At 74.2% G+C, this 20,295-nt stretch carries 21 protein-coding genes; 11 read left to right on the forward strand and 10 right to left on the reverse strand.

Annotated features, from left to right (window positions below; translation table 11 throughout):
* Positions 1-193 precede the first annotated feature (193 nt).
* From ACIQMJ_RS32260 to ACIQMJ_RS32280, 5 genes are all read right to left on the reverse strand, one after another.
* Positions 194-1,789 carry a S8 family serine peptidase gene (locus tag ACIQMJ_RS32260; RefSeq protein WP_499764768.1) on the reverse strand — a complete coding sequence of 532 codons (1,596 nt, stop codon included), beginning with the start codon at positions 1,787-1,789 and terminating at the stop codon, positions 194-196.
* A 118-nt stretch (positions 1,790-1,907) separates the two neighbouring features.
* Complete coding sequence (locus ACIQMJ_RS32265) at positions 1,908-2,579, reverse strand: hypothetical protein (protein WP_499764769.1); 672 nt, start codon at positions 2,577-2,579, stop codon at positions 1,908-1,910.
* Positions 2,563-3,003, reverse strand: coding sequence for a DUF4383 domain-containing protein (locus ACIQMJ_RS32270; protein WP_499764770.1), 441 nt, complete (start codon positions 3,001-3,003; stop codon positions 2,563-2,565). The genes ACIQMJ_RS32265 and ACIQMJ_RS32270 overlap by 17 nt, the downstream gene beginning before the upstream one ends.
* 6 nt (positions 3,004-3,009) lie before the next feature.
* Entirely contained in the window at positions 3,010-3,669 is a 660-nt protein-coding gene (locus ACIQMJ_RS32275; RefSeq protein ID WP_499764771.1) for an STAS domain-containing protein, read from the reverse strand.
* Positions 3,641-4,597, reverse strand: coding sequence for a Ppx/GppA phosphatase family protein (locus tag ACIQMJ_RS32280; RefSeq protein WP_499764772.1), 957 nt, complete (start codon positions 4,595-4,597; stop codon positions 3,641-3,643). Before ACIQMJ_RS32280 ends, ACIQMJ_RS32275 begins: the two co-directional genes overlap by 29 nt.
* A gap of 99 nt (positions 4,598-4,696) precedes the next feature.
* On the opposite strand from ACIQMJ_RS32280, the gene ACIQMJ_RS32285 reads away from it, so the two are divergent.
* On the forward strand, positions 4,697-5,488 hold the full coding sequence (locus ACIQMJ_RS32285) for an SDR family NAD(P)-dependent oxidoreductase (protein ID WP_499764773.1): 792 nt from the start codon (positions 4,697-4,699) through the stop codon (positions 5,486-5,488).
* 37 nt (positions 5,489-5,525) lie between these two features.
* On the opposite strand, the gene ACIQMJ_RS32290 is transcribed toward ACIQMJ_RS32285, so the two are convergent.
* Positions 5,526-5,759: a hypothetical protein gene (locus tag ACIQMJ_RS32290; protein WP_499764774.1), complete on the reverse strand. Its 234-nt coding sequence runs from the start codon at positions 5,757-5,759 to the stop codon at positions 5,526-5,528.
* A 51-nt stretch (positions 5,760-5,810) separates the two neighbouring features.
* Here ACIQMJ_RS32290 and ACIQMJ_RS32295 point away from each other — a divergent pair, with 51 nt between their 5' ends.
* The 7 genes from ACIQMJ_RS32295 to ACIQMJ_RS32325 all read left to right on the forward strand — a co-directional run bounded on the left by ACIQMJ_RS32295 (position 5,811) and on the right by ACIQMJ_RS32325 (position 12,588).
* Complete coding sequence (locus ACIQMJ_RS32295; RefSeq protein WP_499764775.1) at positions 5,811-6,182, forward strand: SRPBCC family protein; 372 nt, start codon at positions 5,811-5,813, stop codon at positions 6,180-6,182.
* A 10-nt stretch (positions 6,183-6,192) separates the two neighbouring features.
* The gene (locus ACIQMJ_RS32300; RefSeq protein ID WP_499764776.1) at positions 6,193-6,678 is read left to right on the forward strand and encodes a GNAT family N-acetyltransferase; all 486 of its coding nucleotides are present in this window, start codon (positions 6,193-6,195) and stop codon (positions 6,676-6,678) included.
* A gap of 67 nt (positions 6,679-6,745) precedes the next feature.
* Positions 6,746-7,663 carry an anti-sigma factor RsbA family regulatory protein gene (locus ACIQMJ_RS32305; protein WP_499764777.1) on the forward strand — a complete coding sequence of 306 codons (918 nt, stop codon included), beginning with the start codon at positions 6,746-6,748 and terminating at the stop codon, positions 7,661-7,663.
* 110 nt (positions 7,664-7,773) lie between these two features.
* Positions 7,774-8,514 (forward strand): alpha/beta fold hydrolase, encoded by a 741-nt coding sequence (locus ACIQMJ_RS32310; RefSeq protein ID WP_499764778.1) that lies wholly within the window; start codon positions 7,774-7,776, stop codon positions 8,512-8,514.
* Positions 8,515-8,527: 13 nt separating this feature from the next.
* Positions 8,528-10,966 carry an NACHT domain-containing protein gene (locus ACIQMJ_RS32315; RefSeq protein WP_499764779.1) on the forward strand — a complete coding sequence of 813 codons (2,439 nt, stop codon included), beginning with the start codon at positions 8,528-8,530 and terminating at the stop codon, positions 10,964-10,966.
* A 9-nt stretch (positions 10,967-10,975) separates the two neighbouring features.
* Positions 10,976-11,623 carry an HAD family hydrolase gene (locus ACIQMJ_RS32320; protein WP_499764780.1) on the forward strand — a complete coding sequence of 216 codons (648 nt, stop codon included), beginning with the start codon at positions 10,976-10,978 and terminating at the stop codon, positions 11,621-11,623.
* 8 nt (positions 11,624-11,631) lie between these two features.
* Positions 11,632-12,588, forward strand: a complete 957-nt coding sequence (locus tag ACIQMJ_RS32325; protein ID WP_499764781.1) for an LLM class F420-dependent oxidoreductase — start codon at positions 11,632-11,634, stop codon at positions 12,586-12,588.
* A 166-nt stretch (positions 12,589-12,754) separates the two neighbouring features.
* On the opposite strand, the gene ACIQMJ_RS32330 is transcribed toward ACIQMJ_RS32325, so the two are convergent.
* The 4 genes from ACIQMJ_RS32330 to ACIQMJ_RS32345 form a co-directional block, all read right to left on the reverse strand.
* Entirely contained in the window at positions 12,755-14,071 is a 1,317-nt protein-coding gene (locus ACIQMJ_RS32330) for a serine/threonine-protein kinase (protein ID WP_499764782.1), read from the reverse strand.
* Positions 14,072-14,353: 282 nt separating this feature from the next.
* The gene (locus tag ACIQMJ_RS32335; protein ID WP_499764783.1) at positions 14,354-14,842 is read right to left on the reverse strand and encodes a hypothetical protein; all 489 of its coding nucleotides are present in this window, start codon (positions 14,840-14,842) and stop codon (positions 14,354-14,356) included.
* A gap of 107 nt (positions 14,843-14,949) precedes the next feature.
* Positions 14,950-15,417, reverse strand: coding sequence for a hypothetical protein (locus ACIQMJ_RS32340; protein WP_499764784.1), 468 nt, complete (start codon positions 15,415-15,417; stop codon positions 14,950-14,952).
* 51 nt (positions 15,418-15,468) lie between these two features.
* Positions 15,469-16,737 carry a PucR family transcriptional regulator ligand-binding domain-containing protein gene (locus tag ACIQMJ_RS32345; RefSeq protein ID WP_499764785.1) on the reverse strand — a complete coding sequence of 423 codons (1,269 nt, stop codon included), beginning with the start codon at positions 16,735-16,737 and terminating at the stop codon, positions 15,469-15,471.
* Between the two features lie 81 nt (positions 16,738-16,818).
* Between ACIQMJ_RS32345 and gabT the strand changes: the two genes are divergently transcribed.
* Genes gabT through ACIQMJ_RS32360 form a run of 3 tightly spaced genes read left to right on the forward strand, consistent with a single transcriptional unit; the run spans position 16,819 to position 20,211 of the window.
* Positions 16,819-18,078, forward strand: a complete 1,260-nt coding sequence (gene gabT / locus ACIQMJ_RS32350; RefSeq protein ID WP_499764786.1) for a 4-aminobutyrate--2-oxoglutarate transaminase — start codon at positions 16,819-16,821, stop codon at positions 18,076-18,078.
* Entirely contained in the window at positions 18,075-19,502 is a 1,428-nt protein-coding gene (locus ACIQMJ_RS32355) for an aldehyde dehydrogenase family protein (protein ID WP_499764787.1), read from the forward strand. The genes gabT and ACIQMJ_RS32355 overlap by 4 nt, the downstream gene beginning before the upstream one ends.
* A 4-nt stretch (positions 19,503-19,506) precedes the next feature.
* On the forward strand, positions 19,507-20,211 hold the full coding sequence (locus ACIQMJ_RS32360) for an effector-associated domain 2-containing protein (RefSeq protein WP_499764788.1): 705 nt from the start codon (positions 19,507-19,509) through the stop codon (positions 20,209-20,211).
* Positions 20,212-20,295: the final 84 nt, after the last annotated feature.

Below are 20,295 nucleotides of genomic sequence, written 5' to 3' on the forward strand. Positions count from 1 at the left end.
TCCGGCACCACCCCCATTCAACGACCCCACACGTGCCGACCGACCCACCACGGACCCGGAACCGACCCACAAGGCTCGATTTGACATGGCTTCGACCAGCCTGAAGCACCCGATCCCATGTCAAATCGAGCCGGACTCGACCACCGAGCCGCTCACACCCACCGCGCCGCTCTCAACCCCGCGCCGCTCGACCTCAGAAGGCGATCGACCACGCATCCACCTTCCCGGTGTCGTACGTGTACACGTCCTTCACCCGCAACTTCCACGACCCGTTCTTCTTCTCCTTGGACGTGTCCACCTTGAACGTCTCGTGGATCCCGTCCGACGAGCTGTCGCCACCCGACGCCCGCAGCACGAACACCGCGCCGCTCGGCCCGATCAGGTCCACCGCCAGGTCCGCCGTGTACGGGTGCACGATGTCGACCTTCACCGACGTCGCCGCCGTCCCCTGACCGTCGCAATCGGACACCACGATCTCCGACGTCACCGCCTCACCGGCATCCGGGATCGCCACGTCGTCACCGTTCGAACCACCGGCGCACGCCGGCGGGTTCGGGTTGCCGCTGCCGATGAACCCGGTGTACAGCAACTTGTTCGGCGTGTTCGCCCCGGCGTTCGTCACCACGTCCGGCGTCGCGTTCTCCGTCAACGCCTTCGCCACGTCCGCCGGCGTGGCCGCCTCGGCACCAGCCCCACCAGTCGGCTTCGCGCTCAGGTACAGCGCCGCCGCCCCGGCCACGTGCGGCGCCGCCATCGACGTCCCGTTGAGCGTGCGCTCACCACCGTTGTTCCACGTCGACGTGATCCCCGCACCGGGCGCGAAGATGTCCGTGCAGCGCCCGAAGTTCGAGAACGACGCCCGGTTGTCCGTGTTGTCGGTCGCGTTGACCGTGATCGCCTCGGGGGTGCGGGCGGGCGAGGTGTTGCACGCGTCCCGGTTGTCGTTGCCGGACGCCACCGCCACCGTCACGCCCGCCGCGACCAGCTTCTTGACCGCGTCGTCCACCGTCGTGTTGGCCGAGCCGCCCAGGCTCATGTTCGCCACCGCCGGCTTGGCCGCGTTCTTGGCGACCCAGTCCAGACCTCCGACGATCTGCGACCACTGCCCGGAACCCTGGCAGTTGAGCACCCGCACGCCGACCAGCTTCACGCCCTTGGCCAGGCCGTACGTGGTCGAGCCGATGGTGCCCGCGACGTGCGTGCCGTGGCCGTGGCAGTCCTGCGCGACCTCGTCGTTGTCGATGAAGTCGTGCCCGTCGGCGGCCCGACCGCCGAAGTCCGGGTGCTCCTTGTGCAGCCCCGTGTCGACCACGTACGCCGTCACGCCCGCGCCGGTGGCCTTGTAGTCGTATTTCTTGTCCAGCGGCAGGTTCTTCTGGTCCACCCGGTCCAGGCCCCAGGTCGGGTTCTCCTGCGTGTCGGTGGCCTGCGCGACGCCGTCCTGCTCGACGTACCGCACCGCCGGGTCGGCGGCCAGCTCGCGCGCGTGCTCCTCGCTCATGGCCGCCGCGAAGCCGCGCAGCACCGCCGTGTAGGTCAGCTTGACCTCCCCGCCGTACCGCTCGGCCAGCGCCGCGGCGACGGCGGGTGTCTGCTCCAGGCTGACCGTGTCCTCCCGCAGCGCGACGAGGTAGCTGCCCTCCACCGCTCCCGGCTGCCCCACGCCGAGGATGTCGCCTTCGGCCCGCCATCCCGCTCCGTGACCGTAACCGGCTCCGCCCACCATCAAGGCAGTCGTCGCCAGGCAGGCCGTGACGACCCGCCGGCGGGTCGAGCGATCGTGTCGCATCGGTCGTTCTCCGTTCCACTGGGCCGCCCAGCAGGGGTGTTGACGACGACAGGCGGCCACGCGGGACCGGCCTTCCGGTGACGAGCGACGCGCACGGTTCCGGAGAGCGACGGCTTCATCACGGCTTTCGACTACCCGGTGCAACGGCCGACCATGCGTCCGGAGCAGTCACCGGATCGGGCGATCGGCCGCGTCGACTACCCCGATAGGCCCTCTCCCGCGCCCGCGCCAGCACCGCCGGGGCCAGTTCCAGGCCCTCCGGCCGGTTCAGCACCGGGTCGAGCGCGGGCAGGTCCCGGTCGACGTCCAGCGGACGGGTCACCAGCCGCCCGACCGGCCGCCACGGCGGCCCGACCTCCAGCGTGAACCCCAGTTCGGCGGGCAGGTCGGCCAACGCCGCCGACCGCGTCCGACGCGCGTCCGGGACGGCGGCCAGCCACACCAGCCGGTCGCGCCAGCGGAACGGGGTGATGCTGCCGTACCGGCCGCTGGTCCACGTCCGCGCGGGCCACGGCAGCACCCGTGACCTGGACGTGGACAGCAGAACGTCCCACGGCCCCGGCAGCCGGAACGCCAGCCCGAGCACGTCGGGTAGCCCGCCCGGCGTCCCGACGCCCTTGGACAGCCGGCCGCACACCTCCACCTCGCCGACCGGCAGCGGCAACGCCGGGTCGAACGTCGTGGTCAGCTCGCCCTCGAACCACCGGCCGCGCGGGTGGAAAGCCTTGGCGTCCCGCGCGCCGGCCAGCGCGCGGAAGGCGGCCTCGACGAGGTCAGGCACTGCGGGCATGGGGGTTGCCCTTGAGCGCGAGGCCGAGCCCGATCATGCCGACGCCGAGGCCGAGGTGCAGCCAGTCGTCGGCTGTGTTGACCGGCACGAAGTTCGCCGGGCCGGCCTTGTCCACCACCAGCCCGTACAGCCACAGCACCAGGTACACCGCGCCGCCGCCGATCAGGAACGCCCGCGCGGTCGACGCCGTGCGCGCCATCGCCAGGCCGGCCGCGCCGAACAGCAGGTGCACCAGGTTGTGCAGCACGGACACGTGGAACACGCCGAGCAGGTGCGCGCCGGACCCGGGCCCGGCGAACGCGATCCGGTCGAGGTGGGCGGTGATCCCGGGCACGAACCCGAGCACACCCACCAGCAGGAAAACGACCGCGACCGCCATCGCCGCACCGCGGACCGGGTGCGGCACCCGCGTGGTCGCACTCATCGGGAATCACCTCGCCTGTGACGGTGGCTCCTCGACTACCCCGCGATCACCACCCGAAACAGCAGGGGCCGCCGCACCACCCGACCCGCGACGCGACACCCGCCGACCCGGCGACACCGTTCTCACCCCATCCGCCGCACCCGCACTCCCGCCGCCCGCGCCCCGCGCCCCCGCACTCCCCGCACCCGCGCCCTCACCCCTGCTCGACGCCCCGCCCATGCCCGCGCCCGAACCCGCGTCCCCGACCGCCCCGGCAGCCGCAGCACGCTGCTGCTCCCCGCTCGGCACCGCCCGCCCCGACGCCGCCGACGCCACATCCGGGTACCGGGGGAACAACCGGTCCAGGTCCGTCCGCTCGAACACCCGCCGCACGTGCGGCGGCACGGCCGCCAACCGCAACCACCCACCGGCCCGCTGCGCCCGCGCCCGCGTCCGCACCAACGCGCTCATCGCCTGCGCGCCGCAGAACGCCACCCCGGACATGTCGAGCACGATCCGGTCACGCCCCTCGCTCACCAGGCGGTCCATCCGGTCCAGCACCCGGCGCGCTCCCGCCAGGTCCAACTCCCCGGTCGCCACGACCACCGCGCACCCCGTCCGGTGGGCTTCGACCGACAGCGCCAGCATCCCGATCCCTTCACGCCACCCGGCAGTACTCGTCGTCATCGCCCGTCCCGATCAGGGAGAGCAGCAACCCCTCCCTGGTCGACCACGGGCATATCTCCACCTCGTCGTGCCCGGTCGCCACCATCAACGCCTCCGCCACCAGGGCACCCGCCAACGACTGCTCCGCGCGGTGCCGGGAGATGCCGGGCAACCGGGCGCGCCGGGGCGCGGGCATCCGGGCCAGGCGGGGTATCCAGCCGCGCAGGTCGGCCAGGCGCAGCGTGCGCGGCACGAACGGCCCCTCGTGCTGCGGTCGCGCCCCGGCCAGCCGCGCCAGCTGCTGGAACACCTTCGAGCAGCCGACGGCCCGGTGGTCGGCGACGGACGTGCCCGCCAGCGCCTCCACCACGCGGTCGTGCACCAGCACCTGCTCACGGGCCAGGCCGCGGTGGTCGCGGGTCGGGGTCCGGTGCAGCCCGAGCCGCCGGGTCGTGGTCCGCGCGCCGAACGGCAGCGACCGCGTGAACGACGGCTCCACGTCCTCCCCGGCCGCGAGCTCCACCGTGCCGCCGCCGACGTCGAGCACCAGCAGCGGGCCGACGTGCCAGCCGAACCAGTGCCGCGCCGCCCGGTAGGCCAGCCGGGCTTCCTCCTTGCCGGGCAGCACGCGCAGCTGGGTGCCGGTGCGGCGGGCCACCTCGGCGATGACCTCGTCGGCGTTCGGCGCGTCGCGGATGACGGAGGTCGCGAACGGCACGAAGCCGGACACGCCGGCGCGTTCGGCGATGCGATGCGCGGTGCGGACAGCGGTCACAACCTGCTCGACGCCTTCCGGGCGGAGTCGGTTGCGCCGGTCGAGCGCCTGGTCGAGGCGGAGGCGGGTCTTGTGCGAGACGACCGGGTGGAGCGGGGAGCCCGAGACGACGACGAGGTGCGCGCTGAAGCAGCCGACGTCGAGCACACCGACCTGACCGGGTCGTCTGGACATACGTCACCGCCATTCGCGAGGAGAGGTACCGCAAGGAGTGCCCAAAGGCGCATCGGGTGAAACCGGATTGGGTGATCCGGTTCCGGGTAGTTCACGGCCATGAGTGCTTCGCAGCGGCCCCTGGCGGTGGTGACCGGCGCGTCCAGCGGGATCGGGCTCGAACTGGCGAAGGTGTTCGTCGAGCACGGGTTCGACCTGGTCGTGGCGGCGGAGAACGACGTGGTGCACGACGTGGCGCGGGAGCTGGCCGCGGGCGGGGCGCGGGTCGACCCGGTGCGGGCGGACCTGGCCACGTTCGAGGGCAACGAGGACCTGGTCGCGGTGGTCGAGGGCGTGGGCCGGCCGGTGGACGCGCTGGCGGTCAACGCCGGGGTCGGCGTCGGCGGCGACTTCGTCGACGACAGCGACCTGCGCAGCCACCTGCGGGTGGTGGACCTCAACATCTCCTCGGCGGTGCACCTGGCCAAGCGGCTGGTGCCCGCGATGGTGGAGCGCGGCGCCGGGCGGGTGCTGTTCACGTCGTCGGTGGCGGCGACCGCGCCGGGCCCGTTCCACTCGGTCTACGCGGCGTCGAAGGCGTTCCTGGCGTCGTTCTCGCAGGCGTTGCGGGAGGAGCTGCGCGACAGCGGGGTCACCGTGACGGCGCTGATGCCGGGACCGACGGACACCGACTTCTTCCGCCGGGCGGGCATGACCGACACCAAGGTGGCGACCGGGCCGAAGGACGACCCGGCGGACGTCGCGCGGGAGGGGTTCAAGGCGCTGATGGCGGGCGACGACCACGTGGTGGCCGGTTCGCTGCGCAAGGCCCAGGCCGTCGCCGGCCGGGTCCTGCCCGACCCGGTGAAGGCCAGGGCCATGCGCGGGATGACCGAACCGGGTTCGGGCTGAGGGGTCCCGCGGCTCGCGGCGCGGAACGGCCGGCGGCTCAGAACTCCGGGATCTCCGGCCCCCGGCGCCCGCGGCTCACCGCTCCCACGCCTTCGGCCGCACCCCTGCCCTCGACCGCGTCCCCGTTCTCCGGCACCTCGTCCCCGATCAACGCCCGGTACTCGTCCACCTCCTGCGGCGTCGGGTCGATCGGCGCTTCCTCCGCCACCTCGTCCGGGTCGACCGCGTCGACCTGCTCGTCCCGCGGTTCCGGTTCCTGTGCTGCCGTCATGCCCGCTGGTTACCCCGTGTGCGGTTGCTCGAACGGGGTAACCGTGACGCCGTGACCATCCACGCGAGACGAGACGTCCCCGCCCTGCCCGACCTGGTCTTCAACGCCGCCGCGGACCCGGCGCGCCTGGCCTCGTGGCTGCCCGACCCCTACCAGGTGGTCGGCCGCTCGGACGACGTGCTGATCCTGCGCGCGCACGACGGGCCGCACCAGGTGAGCCTGGCCGCCGACTACGACCAGCTGCTCCTGACCTGGTCACCGCTCGCCGACCGCGGCTGCCGCGGGGAGCTGCGGGTCTCCCTGGCCGGCGCCGCGGGCAGCGTCGCCGAGCTGCGCGTGGACGGCTGCCCCGACGAGCAGCTGCCGTCGCGCATGCTGGAAGCCCTCGCCCACGAGGTTGAGCAGAACCTCACCGCCGGCTGATCATGCGGCGGTGGAGATCCGCACCGCCCGGCCCGACGAGCTGCCGCTGCTGCCCCCGATCGAACGCGCCTCGGGCGAGCCGTTCCGCGACTTCGGCATGCCGGAGATCGCCGACGACGACCCGCTGCCGCTGGACGCCCTCGCCCACCTGCGCGTCTGGGTGGCCGTCGACCCGCACCCGGTGGCCTGGGTCGCGGTGGAGGAGGTCGACGGCGCGGCGCACGTCGAGCAGATCTGCGTGCACCCCGACCACGCCCGGCGCGGGATCGGGGCGGCGCTGCTCGACCACGTCGGGCGCTGGGCCGCGACGCGCGGGCTCGACGCGTTGACCTTGACCACGTTCCGCGACATCCCCTGGAACGGGCCCTATTATCGACGGCTGGGGTTCCACGAGGTGGCGGACCTCTCGCCAGGTCTGGCGGCCGTCGTCGCGGGTGAGACCGCACGCGGTCTGGACCCGGCGACACGCGTCTGCCTGCGCAGGCCGCTCCCGTGACGGTGTCAGGGCGCGATACTGGACGGGCAGACCTCCCCGTCAGCTACCCGTTCGGAGGTTCCCCAAGGTGGTCGACTTCGTGCACGAGGCACTGCTCTACCGCGATGACGACCAGTACCTCGCGGGGACCGTGCCGTTCGTGCGCGAGGGCCTGGCCGCGGGTGAGCCGGTGCTGGTGGCCGTGCCCGCGCGCGGCATCGACCTGCTGCGCCGCGCGCTGGGCGGGCAGGCCGAGCAGGTCGAGTTCCTGGACATGCGGCGCGCCGGGCGCAACCCGGGCCGGATCATCCCGGGCGTGCTGGCCGCGTTCACCGACACCAACGCCGCCACCGGCCGGGTGCGGATCGTCGGCGAGCCGGTGTGGCCGGAGCGCACCGAACTCGAGTACCCGGCGTGCGTGCAGCACGAGGCGCTGATCAACACCGCGTTCGAGGACCGGCCCGCCTGGATCCTGTGCCCGTACGACACGGCGCACCTCACGCCGGAGGCCGTGCGGGACGCGGAGAGCACGCACCCGGTCGTGGTCGAAGGTCTGCGGCGCAGGCCGAGCACCGGCTACCGCGAGCCGTTCCTGGTCGCCGAGGAGTTCAACCGGCCGCTGCCCGCGCCGCCGCCGGACGCGCTGACCCGCCGGTTCGACCTGGACGGCCTGGGCACGACCCGCCGGCTGGTGGCCGGTTTCGCCACCGACGCGGGCCTGACCGCCGACCAGGTGGAGGACCTGGTGCTCGCGGTCAACGAGCTGACCACCAACAGCGTCGTGCACGGCGGTGGTTCCGGCACGCTGCTGCTGTGGCGCGAGGGCGGCGCGGTGGTGTGCGAGGTGCGTGACGCGGGACGGCTCGCGAACCCCATGGTGGGCAGGCGCAACCCGGGCGTGAACCCGCACGGCGGGTACGGCGTGATGCTGGTGAACCTGCTGTGCGACCTGGTCCGCGTGCACACCCGCGACGACGGCACGTCGATCCGCGTCTACGTCGGCTGACGCCGCACCCCACGCACACCTCGCAGCACATCTCAACCGCCGGTCACCGTGATCCACCACAACCCGGAAACAGCGGCGGCGCACCGCCCCGGACCGGCAGAATCGGGCGCGTGACTCCCGCACTTCTGCTCGCCCACGGGGCCGGTGGCACGGTCCGCGCCAACTTCAGCCCGCTCATCCCGCGGCTGTCGCGCAACCGCAAGGTGCACGCGGTCGACTTCCCCGGCTCCGGCACGACCCCGCGCGCGACCGGTCCCCTGGAGCTCGACGACTTGGCCGATCGGCTGGTGGCGGCGGCCGAGGGCGAGGAGCGGTTCGCGGTCGTCGGCTACTCGATGGGCTGCGCGGTCGCGGTGCGCGCGGCGCAGCGGCACCCGGAGCGGGTGACGGCCCTGGTGCTCACCGCCGGGTTCGCCCGCATCGACGACGAGACCCGGGAGCGGATGCGGCAGTGGCGGCGGCTGGTCGACGGCGACCGCGCCGAGCTGGCCCGCTTCCTCATGTCCATCGCGCTGGGCGAGCCGTTCCTGCGGCGGATGACCGCCGAGCAGACCGAGGGCTTCCTGGAGCTGATCGCGCTCACCATCCCGGCGGGCACACCCGAGCAGGTGGACCTGGTGCAGCGCATCGACCTGCGCGCCGAGCTGCCGTCGCTGGACGTGCCGACGCTGGTGATCGGCGCGAAGCACGACCGGCTGATCGCGGCGGGCACCACGCGCGAGCTGGCCGACCTCATCCCGGGCGCGCGGTGGGAGGAGCTGGACAGCGGCCACTCCCCCGCCGTCGAGGCGCCGACCGAGTGGGTCCGGCTGATCGAGGAGTTCCTGGACTCCGTTCCCGCCCGCGGCTGACCCGCGCCGTCGGATGCGCAACAGCTTCGACGGCCAAGCCTGGTTCGTGCTGCAGGCCCGGGACGTGCACGGCGACGTGCACGTCCACCTGCCGCCCGCGGCCGGGCCGGTCGACCTGGCGGCGGCGGAACTGGCCGGGCTGGTGCTGGCCCAGTGGCGCGACGAGTCGGCCGCTCGGGACCTGTTCGACCCCGCGCCGCTGCCGGTGTGGTGGCGGGCGGGCCGCGCGGACGCCGACCACCCGGAGAACGTCGGCGGCCCCGTGCCCGAGGGTGACGACCTGGTCCGGCTGGCCGAGGCGTTCCGCGCGCTGCCCCGCGGCAGGCTGGTGGTGCTGGGCGAGCCGGGGTCGGGCAAGACCACGTTCGCCATGCTGCTGGCGCAGCAACTGCTGGTAGGGCTGCGCGCGGGCCAGACGGTCCCGGTGCTGCTGTCGGCGGCGTCGTGGGACCCGGTCCGCGAGCGGCCCGCCGAGTGGCTGCTGCGCCGGATCACCGAGGAGTACCCCGGTCTGCACGTCACGCACGGCCGGGCCGCGGTCGAGCGGCTGGTGCGCGACCGGCGGGTGCTGCCGGTGCTGGACGGGTTGGACGAACTGCCCGCGCCGGTGCGCGGCCCGGCGCTGGCGGCGGTGCACAAGGGCTTCGGCGAGGTGATCGTCACGTGCCGGGCCGCGGAGTACGCGACGGCCGTCGCCGGCGGCGGGGTGCTGCGGTCGGCGGCGGTGCTGCGCGCGGCCCCGCTCACCGCGCCCGCCGTGGTCGCGCACCTGCGCACGGCCGTCACACCGGACCGGTTGCCGGCGTGGCGGCCGGTGGTGGACGAGCTGGAGGGCCGGCCCGAGGGCGACCTGGCCGCCGCACTGTCCACGCCGCTGGCGGTGTGGCTGGCCCGCCGCGTCTACCGCTCCCCCGCCGCCGACCCCGCCGAGCTGCTCCGCCTGCCCGATCGCGCCGCGGTCGAGGCGCACCTGCTGGACGGGCTGATCCCGGCCGCGTTCGACGAGGAGCACTGCGGCCGGTGGGACGTCGACCGGGCCACCCGGTACCTGCGGTTCCTGGCCGACCACCTGACCGAACGCCGCGAGCAGGACATCGCCTGGTGGCGGCTGGGCCGGGCCCGCCCGGCGCGGGTCGCGTTCCTCGCGCTGGCCTCGCTGGTCGGCGGTGTGGTGCTGACGGCCATGCTGCTCGCGGACCTGCACTTCACCGACCCGGCCCGGGTGGGCTGGATCGCGACCGCCCTGGGCTTCCCGATCGGCGCGGTCGTGTGGCTGCTCGTGGAGTTCACCTCGGGTCCGCTGACCGCCGACGGCCGCGACCCCACGGGCAGGGCGGGCAGCTTGGCGTGGCGCAGGCGCGTCCGCGCGCTGGTCCAGGAAGCACGGCACCGACCGCGCCGGGCGGCGCTCGCCGCGGCTGGCCTGGTCGGCGGCACGGCGTTGATCGGCCTGCCGCTGGCGTCCGCGGGCGACGGCTTCGGGTGGTTCCTGCTGCCGCTGGCGGTGCTGCTCGGCCTGGGCAAGTCGGTGCTGATGTCACCGGTCGACGCGGACCGCGCCGTCGACCCGGACGAGCTGCTGCGCGGTGACCGCAAGGCGGTGCACGCGGCGCTGCTGTTCGTCGCGCCGCAGGTCGGCTCGCTGATGTACCTGCCGACGCTGCACGCGGGCAAGCCGGTCGTGGTGCAACTGCTGCTGGGCGCGGTGTTCATGGTCGGCTCGTGGGCCGGGTGCGGCGCGGTGGCGCTGCTGGTCAACGCGTCCGGCCGGTGGGCGGTGACCAGGGTCGGCCTGGCGCTGACCGGACGCCTGCCGTGGGCGGCGATGGAGTTCCTGCGCGAGGCGCACCGGGCGGGCGTGCTGCGCCGGGTCGGCGGCGTCTACCAGTTCCGGCACGTGCGGCTGCGCGACCGGCTGGCCACGGTGGCGCCCGCGCCGCGACGCGCGCCGACCACCGTGCCGGTCCGGGGCAGCGAGGTGCTGTTCCGGCAGGCCAACGCGGTGTCGCCGACGTGGGCCGTGCTGACGATCACCGGCTCGGCGGCGTTGGCCGCGCTCCTGGCGCTGAGCACCGTGGCCCGGCTGTTCGTCCCGCTGTGGGTGTCCCCGTTGGTCTTCCTCACGAGCGTCGCGGCGGTGCACTGGCACGTGCGCGGCGTGCCGTGGCGGCCGAACCGGCTGCGCGTCGAGCCGCACCGGCTGGTGGTGTCGTGGCACGGTTGGTCGCACGAGTTCACCGCCCGCGAGGTGGGCCGGCTGGAGATCCGGCGCGTCGCGGACGACGCCTACGGTCTGCGCGTGCGCACCAAGGCGAGGATCCGGCCCGCCGGCGACGACGGTTGGCTGCTGGTGTGGCCGCTCGGCACGACCTCCGACCAGCACCCGGACCTGGAACGGGCGCTGGCCCGCTTCGCGCGGTCGGCCGGTTTGCGCGTGATGAGGTCTGGCTAACCAGGCCGCATGACCAACACGCTCGTCCTGGACGTCGACGGGACGCTGGTGGACACCAACTACCACCACGCGGTCGCCTGGTACCGCGCGTTCCGCCGCTTCGACCTCACCGTGCCCACCTGGCGGCTGCACCGGGCCATCGGGATGGGCGGCGACAAGCTCGTCGCCGCCGTCGCGGGCGAGCACGTGGAACGCCGGCACGGTGACGACCTGCGCAAGGCGTGGGAGGTGGCGTTCGAGCCGATGCTGGCCGAGATCAGGCCGCTGGAGGGCGCGCACCGCCTCGTCGCCACCGCGCTGGAGCAGGACTTCACCGTCGTGCTGGCCAGTTCGGGCAAGCGCCACCACGTGGACCACTACCTGAAGCTGATCGACGCGGTCGGCCTCACGTCCACCTCGTCGGACGACGTCGAGGACAGCAAGCCCGCGCCGGACCTGATCGAGGTGGCGCTGAAGCGGGTCGACGGCAACGGCCGGGCCGTGGTGATCGGCGACTCGGTGTGGGACTGCGCCGCCGCCGCGCGCGCCGGGTTGCCGGTGGTGTGCCTTCGCACGGGTGGTTTCGGCGAGGCCGAGTTGCGGGAGGCCGGGGCGTCGGCAGTCTACGAAGGACTCGACGAGTTGCGGGCGGACCTCACCGACCTGCCGATGGCGTAGGAGGAATCGTGCGGATCGGGTACACCCTCATGACCGAGCAGGCCGGGCCGCGCGAGCTGGTCGAGCACGCGGGGCTGGCCGAGCAGGCCGGGTTCGACTTCGAGGTGATGAGCGACCACTACTCGCCGTGGCTGGACGAGCAGGGGCACGCGCCGTACGCGTGGAGCGTGCTGGGCGCGGTCACGCAGGCCACCGAGCGGGTCGAGCTGATGACCTACGTGACCTGCCCGACCGTGCGCTACCACCCGGCGGTGGTGGCGCAGAAGGCGGCGACCGTGCAGCTGCTGTCGGGCAACCGGTTCACGTTGGGCATCGGCGCGGGCGAGAACCTGAACGAGCACGTCGTCGGCCGCGGCTGGCCGCCGGTGAACGTGCGGCACGAGCTGCTGCGCGAGGCCGTGGAGATCATCTCGCAGCTGTTCGACGGTGGGTACGTCAACTACTCCGGCCAGCACTTCCGGGTCGACTCGGCGAAGCTGTGGGACCTGCCCGAGCAGCGCGTGCCGATCGCGGTCGCGGTGTCGGGCGGGCAGTCGGTGCGCACGTTCGCACCGCTGGCCGACGCGATGGTGGCGACCGAGCCGGACCCGGCGCTGAGCCAGGAGTGGGACGTCTTCCAGGGCGGGCGGTCGCGGAAGATCGGCCAGCTGCCGATCTGCTGGGATCCGGACCGCGACGCGGCCGTCGAACGCGCCCACGAGCAGTTCCGCTGGTTCGCGGGCGGCTGGAAGGTCAACTCGGAGCTGCCCGGCACGGCCGGGTTCGCGGGCGCGACGCAGTTCGTGCGCCCCGAGGACGTGGCCGAGAAGATCCCGTGCGGCCCGGACGTCGGCCCGGTGGTGGAGGCGGTGGCGAAGTTCCGCGAAGCGGGCTTCACCGACCTGGCGCTGGTGCAGATCGGCGGCGACCACCAGCGGGAGTTCCTGGACTTCGCCAAGGGAGAACTGCTCCCCGCCCTGCGCTGACCGGCCACGCGGGTCAGGCCACGGCCCCGGCCTGGCCCGCACCGCTCGGCCCGCACCACTCGACCCGCCCTGCCCGCCACGCCCGGCCCTGTCGCAGGCGGTCCTCTCCCACCCGCGCCTGCACCTGTCTCCCCCGAACCTCCGCCTCCCGGCGGCGGCACGCGGGTCAGCCCCGGGCCGCGCCGCCGCGTTCCTTCGACGGCGGCCCCGTCACCGTGGGCGGGCCCGGGTTGGGGGCGATCACGACCGGAGTGTTCGTCGGCAGGCGCACCTGGGTCTCGCGGGTGGCCTTGGTGGTCGTCGGCGCGGGCGTGGTGGAGGTCGCGTCGACCGTCGTGGTGCCGCCGGTGCTCCCGGTGCTCCCGGCCGGCGGGGCGTCCTGCGAGGCACCCTGCACCACGGTCACCGTGGACGGGTTGTTCCCCGGCACGGCCACACCGGTGTTGTTCGCCTCCTCGGCGATCGGCTCCGGCACGCCGCTGGTCGTCGGCCGACCGGCGCGGTCACCCGGCTCCGGCGCGCTCTGGTCGCCCAGCAGCAGCACACCGAGCATGGCCAGCACCGCCGCCGCGGCCGCCGCACCCACCAGCAACGCCCGGTTGCCGGTCTTCGGCTCGGGCTCGTCCTCCGCGACCCGGTCCACCACCGCCACGTCGACCAGCGGCGCCAGGCCCGCGCTCGCCCGCTGCGCCTGCGCGAGCAGCCGCTCGCACTCCAGCGCCGACGGCCGCTTGGCCGGGTCGGACGCGGTCATCGCGGTCAGCACGTCGGTCCACGGCGCGGGCAGGTTGGCCGGGATGCGCGGCTCCCGGTGCAGCCGCGACAGCGCCGCCTCGGTGTCGCCGCCCGGGTACTCGGGCCGCCCGGTCAGGCACTCCAGCAGCACCAGGCCCAGCGCGTACACGTCGGCGGCCGGCAGCACGTCGCCGCCGCGCACCTGCTCGGGCGCGAGGTAGCCGGCCGTGCCGACCAGGATCCCGGACTTGGTCACGCGGGTGACCTGGCCCTGCAACGCCAGACCGAAGTCGGCCAGGTAGGCGCGCCGCCCGGCCGTGTCGAGCAGGATGTTGGACGGCTTCACGTCCCGGTGCACCACGTCGTTGGCGTGCACGTAGGCCAGCACGCCGGCGACCTGCGCCCCGATCGCGGCCACCACCTCGGGCGACATCGCGCCGCGCATCCGGCGGCGCAGCGTGCCGCCCTCGACGGCCTGCATCACGAAGTAGGGCCGGCCGCGGAAGCTGCCGGTGCCGTACACCTCGACCAGGCCGGGGCACCGCAGCTCGCCGAGCACCTGCGCCTCGCGGTCGAGCCGGATCCGGTCCTCGCCGGACGCTTGCCCCAGGAAGAACTTGATCGCGACCTCGCGGTCCAGCCGCGTGTCCACCGCGCGGTACACCTCGGCCATGCCGCCCGAGCCGTACAGGCTGCCCAGGGCGTACCTGCCGTCGACGACTTCCCCGGTCAGGTCACCGTCCCACATCCGGTTGAACCTCCGCTGTGTCGACGACGTCGGCCCGGACGCCGGAAGGTACCGGTCCCGGGGTGGGGCCAGCCACCCCGTTCGTCGTTCCGCGTCGGCCTACCCGCTGTCCGCCCCTCACAAACCACCCTTTTCTTCAGGATGCCGAAGCTGCTCCGACGCCGGACGAAGACTACGAGAATCGGGTGGGCGGAGGGTGACGGGCCGGCGAGCCGCACGCCGAAGACCACCCGGTCGAGTGATCTCCGGCGTACGGCCTGGTGAAAACCGCCACCCGTGCCGTTACGGCGTGGCGGTCGCGCAGGTGGTCGTCGGTGGGGTCGTGGTGCTGCTGGAGGGCAGGGTCGTCACCGGCGGGCCGGCCGAGGCGGGCCGGGTGCCGCTGCACAGGTGCGACTCCACCCGGCCGTCGGCCGAGTCGCCGTGCGCGAACACGACGTACTCCACGCCGACGGCGAGCCTGATCCCGCACAGCGAGCCGACGGTGGACGTCATCACGTCGACTTGCGCGGGCACGTTGCCCTTGTACTGGCGGCCCACGGCGACGGCGTACCGGTACTTGTCGTCGTAGCGCGAGGCCGGGTCGCCCGCCTCCAGCGTCTCGCCGAGCACGACCCCGGCGAAGACGTGGCTCGCCTGGTGGAAGCGCTGCCCCTCCGTGCTGGGCAGGCAGCTGCACGCGCTGGCGGGAGTGGTGAGGACGGCGGTGAGCAGGGCGGCGGCGACGGTGACGACACCGGCCGCGTGGGCTAAGAAGCGAAAACGCGCCACAAGATCCCCCTCGGGTACGTAAGGAGTGGTCAGCGGCGGTGTCAACTCAGCGTACGGTCACCGTGCCGCGTCGGAGACCACCCGGCCGGGTGGTCTCCGACGCGAAGTCACGGCGTCGCCGTCGCGCAGGGTGTCGTGGGTGGCGCGGTCGTCGTGGTGGTGACCGCCGGGCCCGTGGTCGTCGGCGGGCCGCCCGAGGCCGGCCGGATGCCGCTGCACTGGTCGGTCTCCACGCGGCGGTCGGACGCGTCGCCCTTGGCGAACACGAGGTACGCCTCGCCCACGGTGAGCTTGAGGCCGCACGAGTTGTTCCGCTGGGTCAGCACGTAGACCCGGCGCGGCACATCGCCCTTGTACTCGGTGTCGACCGCGACCGTGTACCGGTACGCGGTCTCCTCGACCTTCTCGTGGACCACCACGCCTGAGAACACGTAGGTGGCCTGCTGGTAGCGCAACGCCTCGTTGCCGGGGTTGCAGATGCAGGCGCTCGCCGGGCTGGTGAACACGGCGGCGAGCAGGAGCGCGGTGACGGTGAGGACACCGCCCGCGTGAGCGAGCAATCGGGAGCGCGCCAAGAGATCCCCCTCGGGAGGAGCGGTCTGCGGCGGTGTGCGCCCAGCGTACGGTCAGGCGTGCAGCGCCAGCCAGAGCTCGGCGCGCACGCCTGCGGGTTCCAGCGAACGACCCAGCAGCCGCTCCACCCGCTGGAGCCGGTTGCGCACGGTGTGCCGGTGCACGCCCAGCCGGGCGGCGGCCGGGTCGGCCTGCCCGTGGCACGCCAGCCACTCCCGCAGCGTCTCGCGCAGCACGTCGTCCAGCGGCGCGAGCAGGGCGGCGGCGAACCGCGCCGCGTCCGGTGCCAGCAGACCGGACCCGGCGACCTCCTCGAACGTGGGCACGCCCGCCTCGCACGCCCGCAGCGCCTCCCGGTAGCCGCGGGCGACGCTGCCCGCGTCCACGGGACTGGACGCGTGCGCGGGCACGTCCACCGCTCGGGCCAGCACGACCACCCGCCCGTCCACCTCCGCCCAGAACCCGTCCGGTTCGGCGGGCTCGCGCAGCACGAACACCCGGAATGACCCCTCCGGCACCCCCTCCACCGGCACGCCCGCCAGCGCCAGCCGGAACCGCGCCCCCCGCAGCTCCCGCCGCACCGCGTCGACCTCGTCCGACCTGGCCAGCGCCACGGTGAGCAGCGACGCGGCGGCGTTGACCACGCCCGCGTCCAGGGGCCCGCGCGCCGCGACGGCGAGGAAGCCGCGCCGACCGAGGACCTGCATGGCCACGTGCCGCTCCCCGTCCGGCCACGCCGCGCCCGCCGGCCCGCCGGACGACGCGAGCCGCCGCACGTGCCCGGCGAGGTCGGGCAGCGAGCCGACCACGTGCACCGGCGTGCCGTGGGGGTCGAGCAGCGCCGCCGCGCCGTCGATGAGCCGGGCCAACCGCCGGACCACGCCCGGCGGACCGTCGCCGACCGCGGCCCGGGTCAGCGACCGCTGCGCCGCGCCCGCCCGCGCCAGCGCCGCGTACTCGTCCGCCGCGACGGCCCGCGACACGGCCTTGGTGATCGCGATGAACGGCGTGGCCCGCGGCACCTCCAGCAACGCCAGCCCGGCGTCCCGCGCGGCCTCGACCAGGTCGTCGGGCACGCGGTCGTGGCTCAGCCCGGTGCCGAACCCGAGCCCCACCGCGCCCGCCGCCACCAGGCGCCGCACGTACTCGCGGTGCGGTCCGAGCGCGATGCCCGTGGTCAGCAGCAGCTCGCCGCCCTCCAGGAACGGCGTCGGGTCGGCCAGCTCGGTGCTGTGCACCCACGCCACCACCCGGTCGAGCCCCGCGTCCACGCGCACGTCCAGTCCGACCTCGCGGGCCAACCGCCCGACCGTCAACGCCATGGACACTGTGTACAGTCCACCGCCACTGGCTCGCCACCGTGGACACTGTCGCCCGCCGCCGCGCCGGTCGATGCTGGACCCATGGCCCGACTGCGCACGGAGATCCCCGGACCCCGGTCACGCGAGCTGGCCGAGCGGCGCAAGGGCGCGGTCGCGGCAGGCGTCGGCTCGGTGCTCCCGGTGTTCGTCGACCACGCCGAGCCGGGGGTGCTGGTCGACGTCGACGGCAACCGGTTGATCGACCTGGGCTCCGGCATCGCGGTGACCGGCGTCGGCAACCCCGCCCCCGCCGTCGCGCGGGCCGTGCGCGAGCAAGTCGACCGGTTCAGCCACACCTGCTTCATGGTCACGCCGTACGAGGGCTACGTGGAGGTGTGCGAACGGCTGGCCGAGCTGGCACCCGGCGGGCACGCCAAGCGGTCGGTGCTGCTCAACTCGGGCGCGGAGGCGGTGGAGAACGCGGTGAAGATCGCCCGGCACGCCACCGGCCGGCCGGGCGTCGTGGTGCTCGACCACGCCTACCACGGCCGCACGAACCTCACCCTGGCGATGACCGCCAAGGACTTGCCCTACAAGCACGGCTTCGGCCCGTTCACGCCCGAGGTGCACCGCGTCCCCGGCTCCTACCCGCTGCACGACGGCCTGACCGGCGAGGAAGCGGCCCGGCGCGCCGTCGCCGCGATCGACCGGCCGGACGACATCGCGTGCGTGGTGGTCGAGCCGATCCAGGGCGAGGGCGGCTTCGTCGTGCCCGCGCCGGGGTTCCTGCCCGCGCTCGCCGACTGGTGCCGGTCGCACGGCGTGCTGCTGGTCGCCGACGAGGTCCAGACCGGCTTCTGCCGCACGGGCGACTGGTTCGCGTGCGACCACGAGGGTGTCGTGCCGGACCTGGTCGTGACGGCGAAGGGCATCGCGGGCGGCCTCCCGCTGGCCGCCGTGACCGGGCGCGCGGACGTGGTGGACGCCGTGCACGCGGGCGGGTTGGGCGGCACGTACGGCGGCAACCCGATCGCCTGCGCCGCCGCCCTGGCCGCCGTCGACACCATGCGCGAGCTGGACCTCAACGCCGCCGCCCGGCGCATCGAGGCGACCGTACTGGCGCGCCTGCGCGCCCTGACCTCCGCCGAGGTGGTCGAGGTGCGCGGGCGCGGTGCGATGCTGGCCGTCGAGCTGGCCTCCGCCGACGAGGCGGCCCGGGTCGCGGCCTCGTGCCACGCCGCCGGCGTCGTCGTGCTGACCTGCGGTACCCGTGGGAACGTGATCCGCCTGCTGCCACCGCTCGTCATCCCGGACGAGCTGCTGGCCGAGGGCCTGGACGTGCTTGAAGGAGCCATTCGGTGACGACGCCGCACTGGGTCGCGGGCGAGCCCGCGACGAGCGATGACCTGGTCGAGATCCGCACACCGCACGACGGCGCGCTCGCCGGCGTGACGTCGAACGCGACCGCCGAGGACGTGGAGCGGGCCGTCGCCGCCGCGCACGCCGTGGCGGACGAGTTCGCCGCCCTGCCCGCGCACGCGAGGGCCGCCGCGCTGGACCACGTGTCGCGCCGGCTCGCCGAACGCGCGGACGAGGTGGCCGCGCTGATCACCGCCGAGTCGGGCAAGCCGGTGAAGTGGTCGCGGATCGAGGTCACCCGCGCGGTCTCGACGTTCCGCTGGGCCGCCGAGGAAGCGCGCCGGTTCTCCGGCGAGCTCCAGCGGCTGGACACCGACCCGGCGGCGAGCGGCAGGCTGGCGCTGGTGCGGCGGGCGCCGCGCGGCCCCGTGCTGGGCATCGCGCCGTTCAACTTCCCGTTGAACCTGGTGGCGCACAAGGTCGCGCCCGCCCTGGCGGTGGGCGCGCCGATCGTGGTCAAGCCCGCGCCGGCGACGCCGCTGGTCGCGCTGCTGCTGGGCGAGCTGCTGGCCGAGACCGACCTGCCCGCCGGGTCGTGGTCGGTGCTGCCGGTGCCCAACGAGGTGGCGGGCGCGCTGGCCGAGGACCCCCGGCTGCCGGTGGTGTCGTTCACCGGTTCCGGCCCGGTGGGCTACTCGATCCTGGAGCGCGTGCCGCGCAAGCACGTCGTGCTGGAGCTGGGCGGCAACGCGGCGGCCGTCGTCTGTCCGGATTGGACGGACCTGGACTGGGCGGCGCAGCGGATCGCCACGTTCTCGATGTACCAGGGCGGGCAGTCGTGCATCTCGGTGCAACGCGTGTACGCGCACCAGGACGTGTACCCGGCGTTGGCCGAAGCCGTGGTGTCGCACGTGCGCAAGCTCGGCACGGGCGACCCGACCGACCCGGCCACCGACGTCGGCCCGATGATCAACGAGGCCGCCGCGCGCCGGGTCGAGGCGTGGGTGGACGAGGCGGTGGCGGCGGGCGCGCGGGTGCTGACCGGTGGCCGCCGGTCGGGCGCGACCTACGAGCCGACGGTGCTGGCCGACGTGCCGCCGGCGTGCAAGGTGGTGGACGAGGAGGTGTTCGGGCCGGTGGTGGTGCTGGACCGCGTGCCCTCGGTGGACGAGGCGTTCGACCGGGTGAACGCCTCGCGGTTCGGGTTGCAGGCGGGCCTGTTCACGCACGACGTCCGGGTGGCGTTCCGGGCCGCCAAGCGGCTGGCCGTCGGCGGGGTGATCGTGGGCGACGTGCCGAGCTTCCGGGCCGACCAGATGCCGTACGGCGGGGTGAAGGAGTCCGGGACGGGCCGCGAGGGGGTGCGTGCGGCGATGGAGGACCTGACCGAGGCGCGCGTCCTGGTGCTGACCGGGCTGGAGCTGTAGCGGCTTGACATCCGGGCACGCCGTCGTCGCGTTCGCCACCGACCGGGCCGCCGACCTCGACCACGGCCGGCGGCTGGTCCTGGCCGCGCTCGACGGGCCCGCGCGCGCCGCGCCGGGCCACGACGCCGTGCTCCTCACCCGCCCGCCGTCGGAGCGGTTCGCGGTGCGGCTCACCGAAGCCGCGCACGCGTCCGCGACACCGCTCCGCCTGCGGGTGGCCGTCGCCCTCGGCGGGATCGCCACCGCCCTCGCCGTGCTCCGCTCGGACGAACTGCGGTCCGCGCACGTGGCCACCACCCGTCCGGTCACGATCGCCGTCACGGACGGTTGCACCGGCGTTCGCCCGATCGCGGAACCCGAGCGTCACCTGGTGGTGCGAGTGCCTGACGTGCCGGAACCGGTCTGGCTGCTGGACGCCCGCGTGCCGGACACCGACGCGCTGTTCCACGCGCTGATGGCGGTGCCGTCGTTGCAGCGGGAGGAGTCCCGCCGGCTCGTGCTCGACCTCCTGCCGCCGGCCCTCGCCGGCGCCGTGCCGCACCACCCCACCGCCGCGCTGCACGTGAGCGCACTGCTGCTGACGTGCCTCGAACACGAGGGTGGGCTGAATGCGCTCCGCGACGCTTTGCGCGTGGTAGAAGGTGAGGGTTCCACACCAATGTGGCGAATCACCGCACTATTGCGCGCTCAATCGGACCTCGGCCAGTAGCGTTCAATCCGGAACTGACCCGGAATAGGGCGGAACCGGAAGGGGTTGGAACACTGCGCGCCGACCGCTCGAACGGGGGACCAC

This window comes from Actinosynnema sp. NPDC091369 (assembly GCF_044757065.1).
Lineage (GTDB): Bacteria > Actinomycetota > Actinomycetes > Mycobacteriales > Pseudonocardiaceae > Actinosynnema.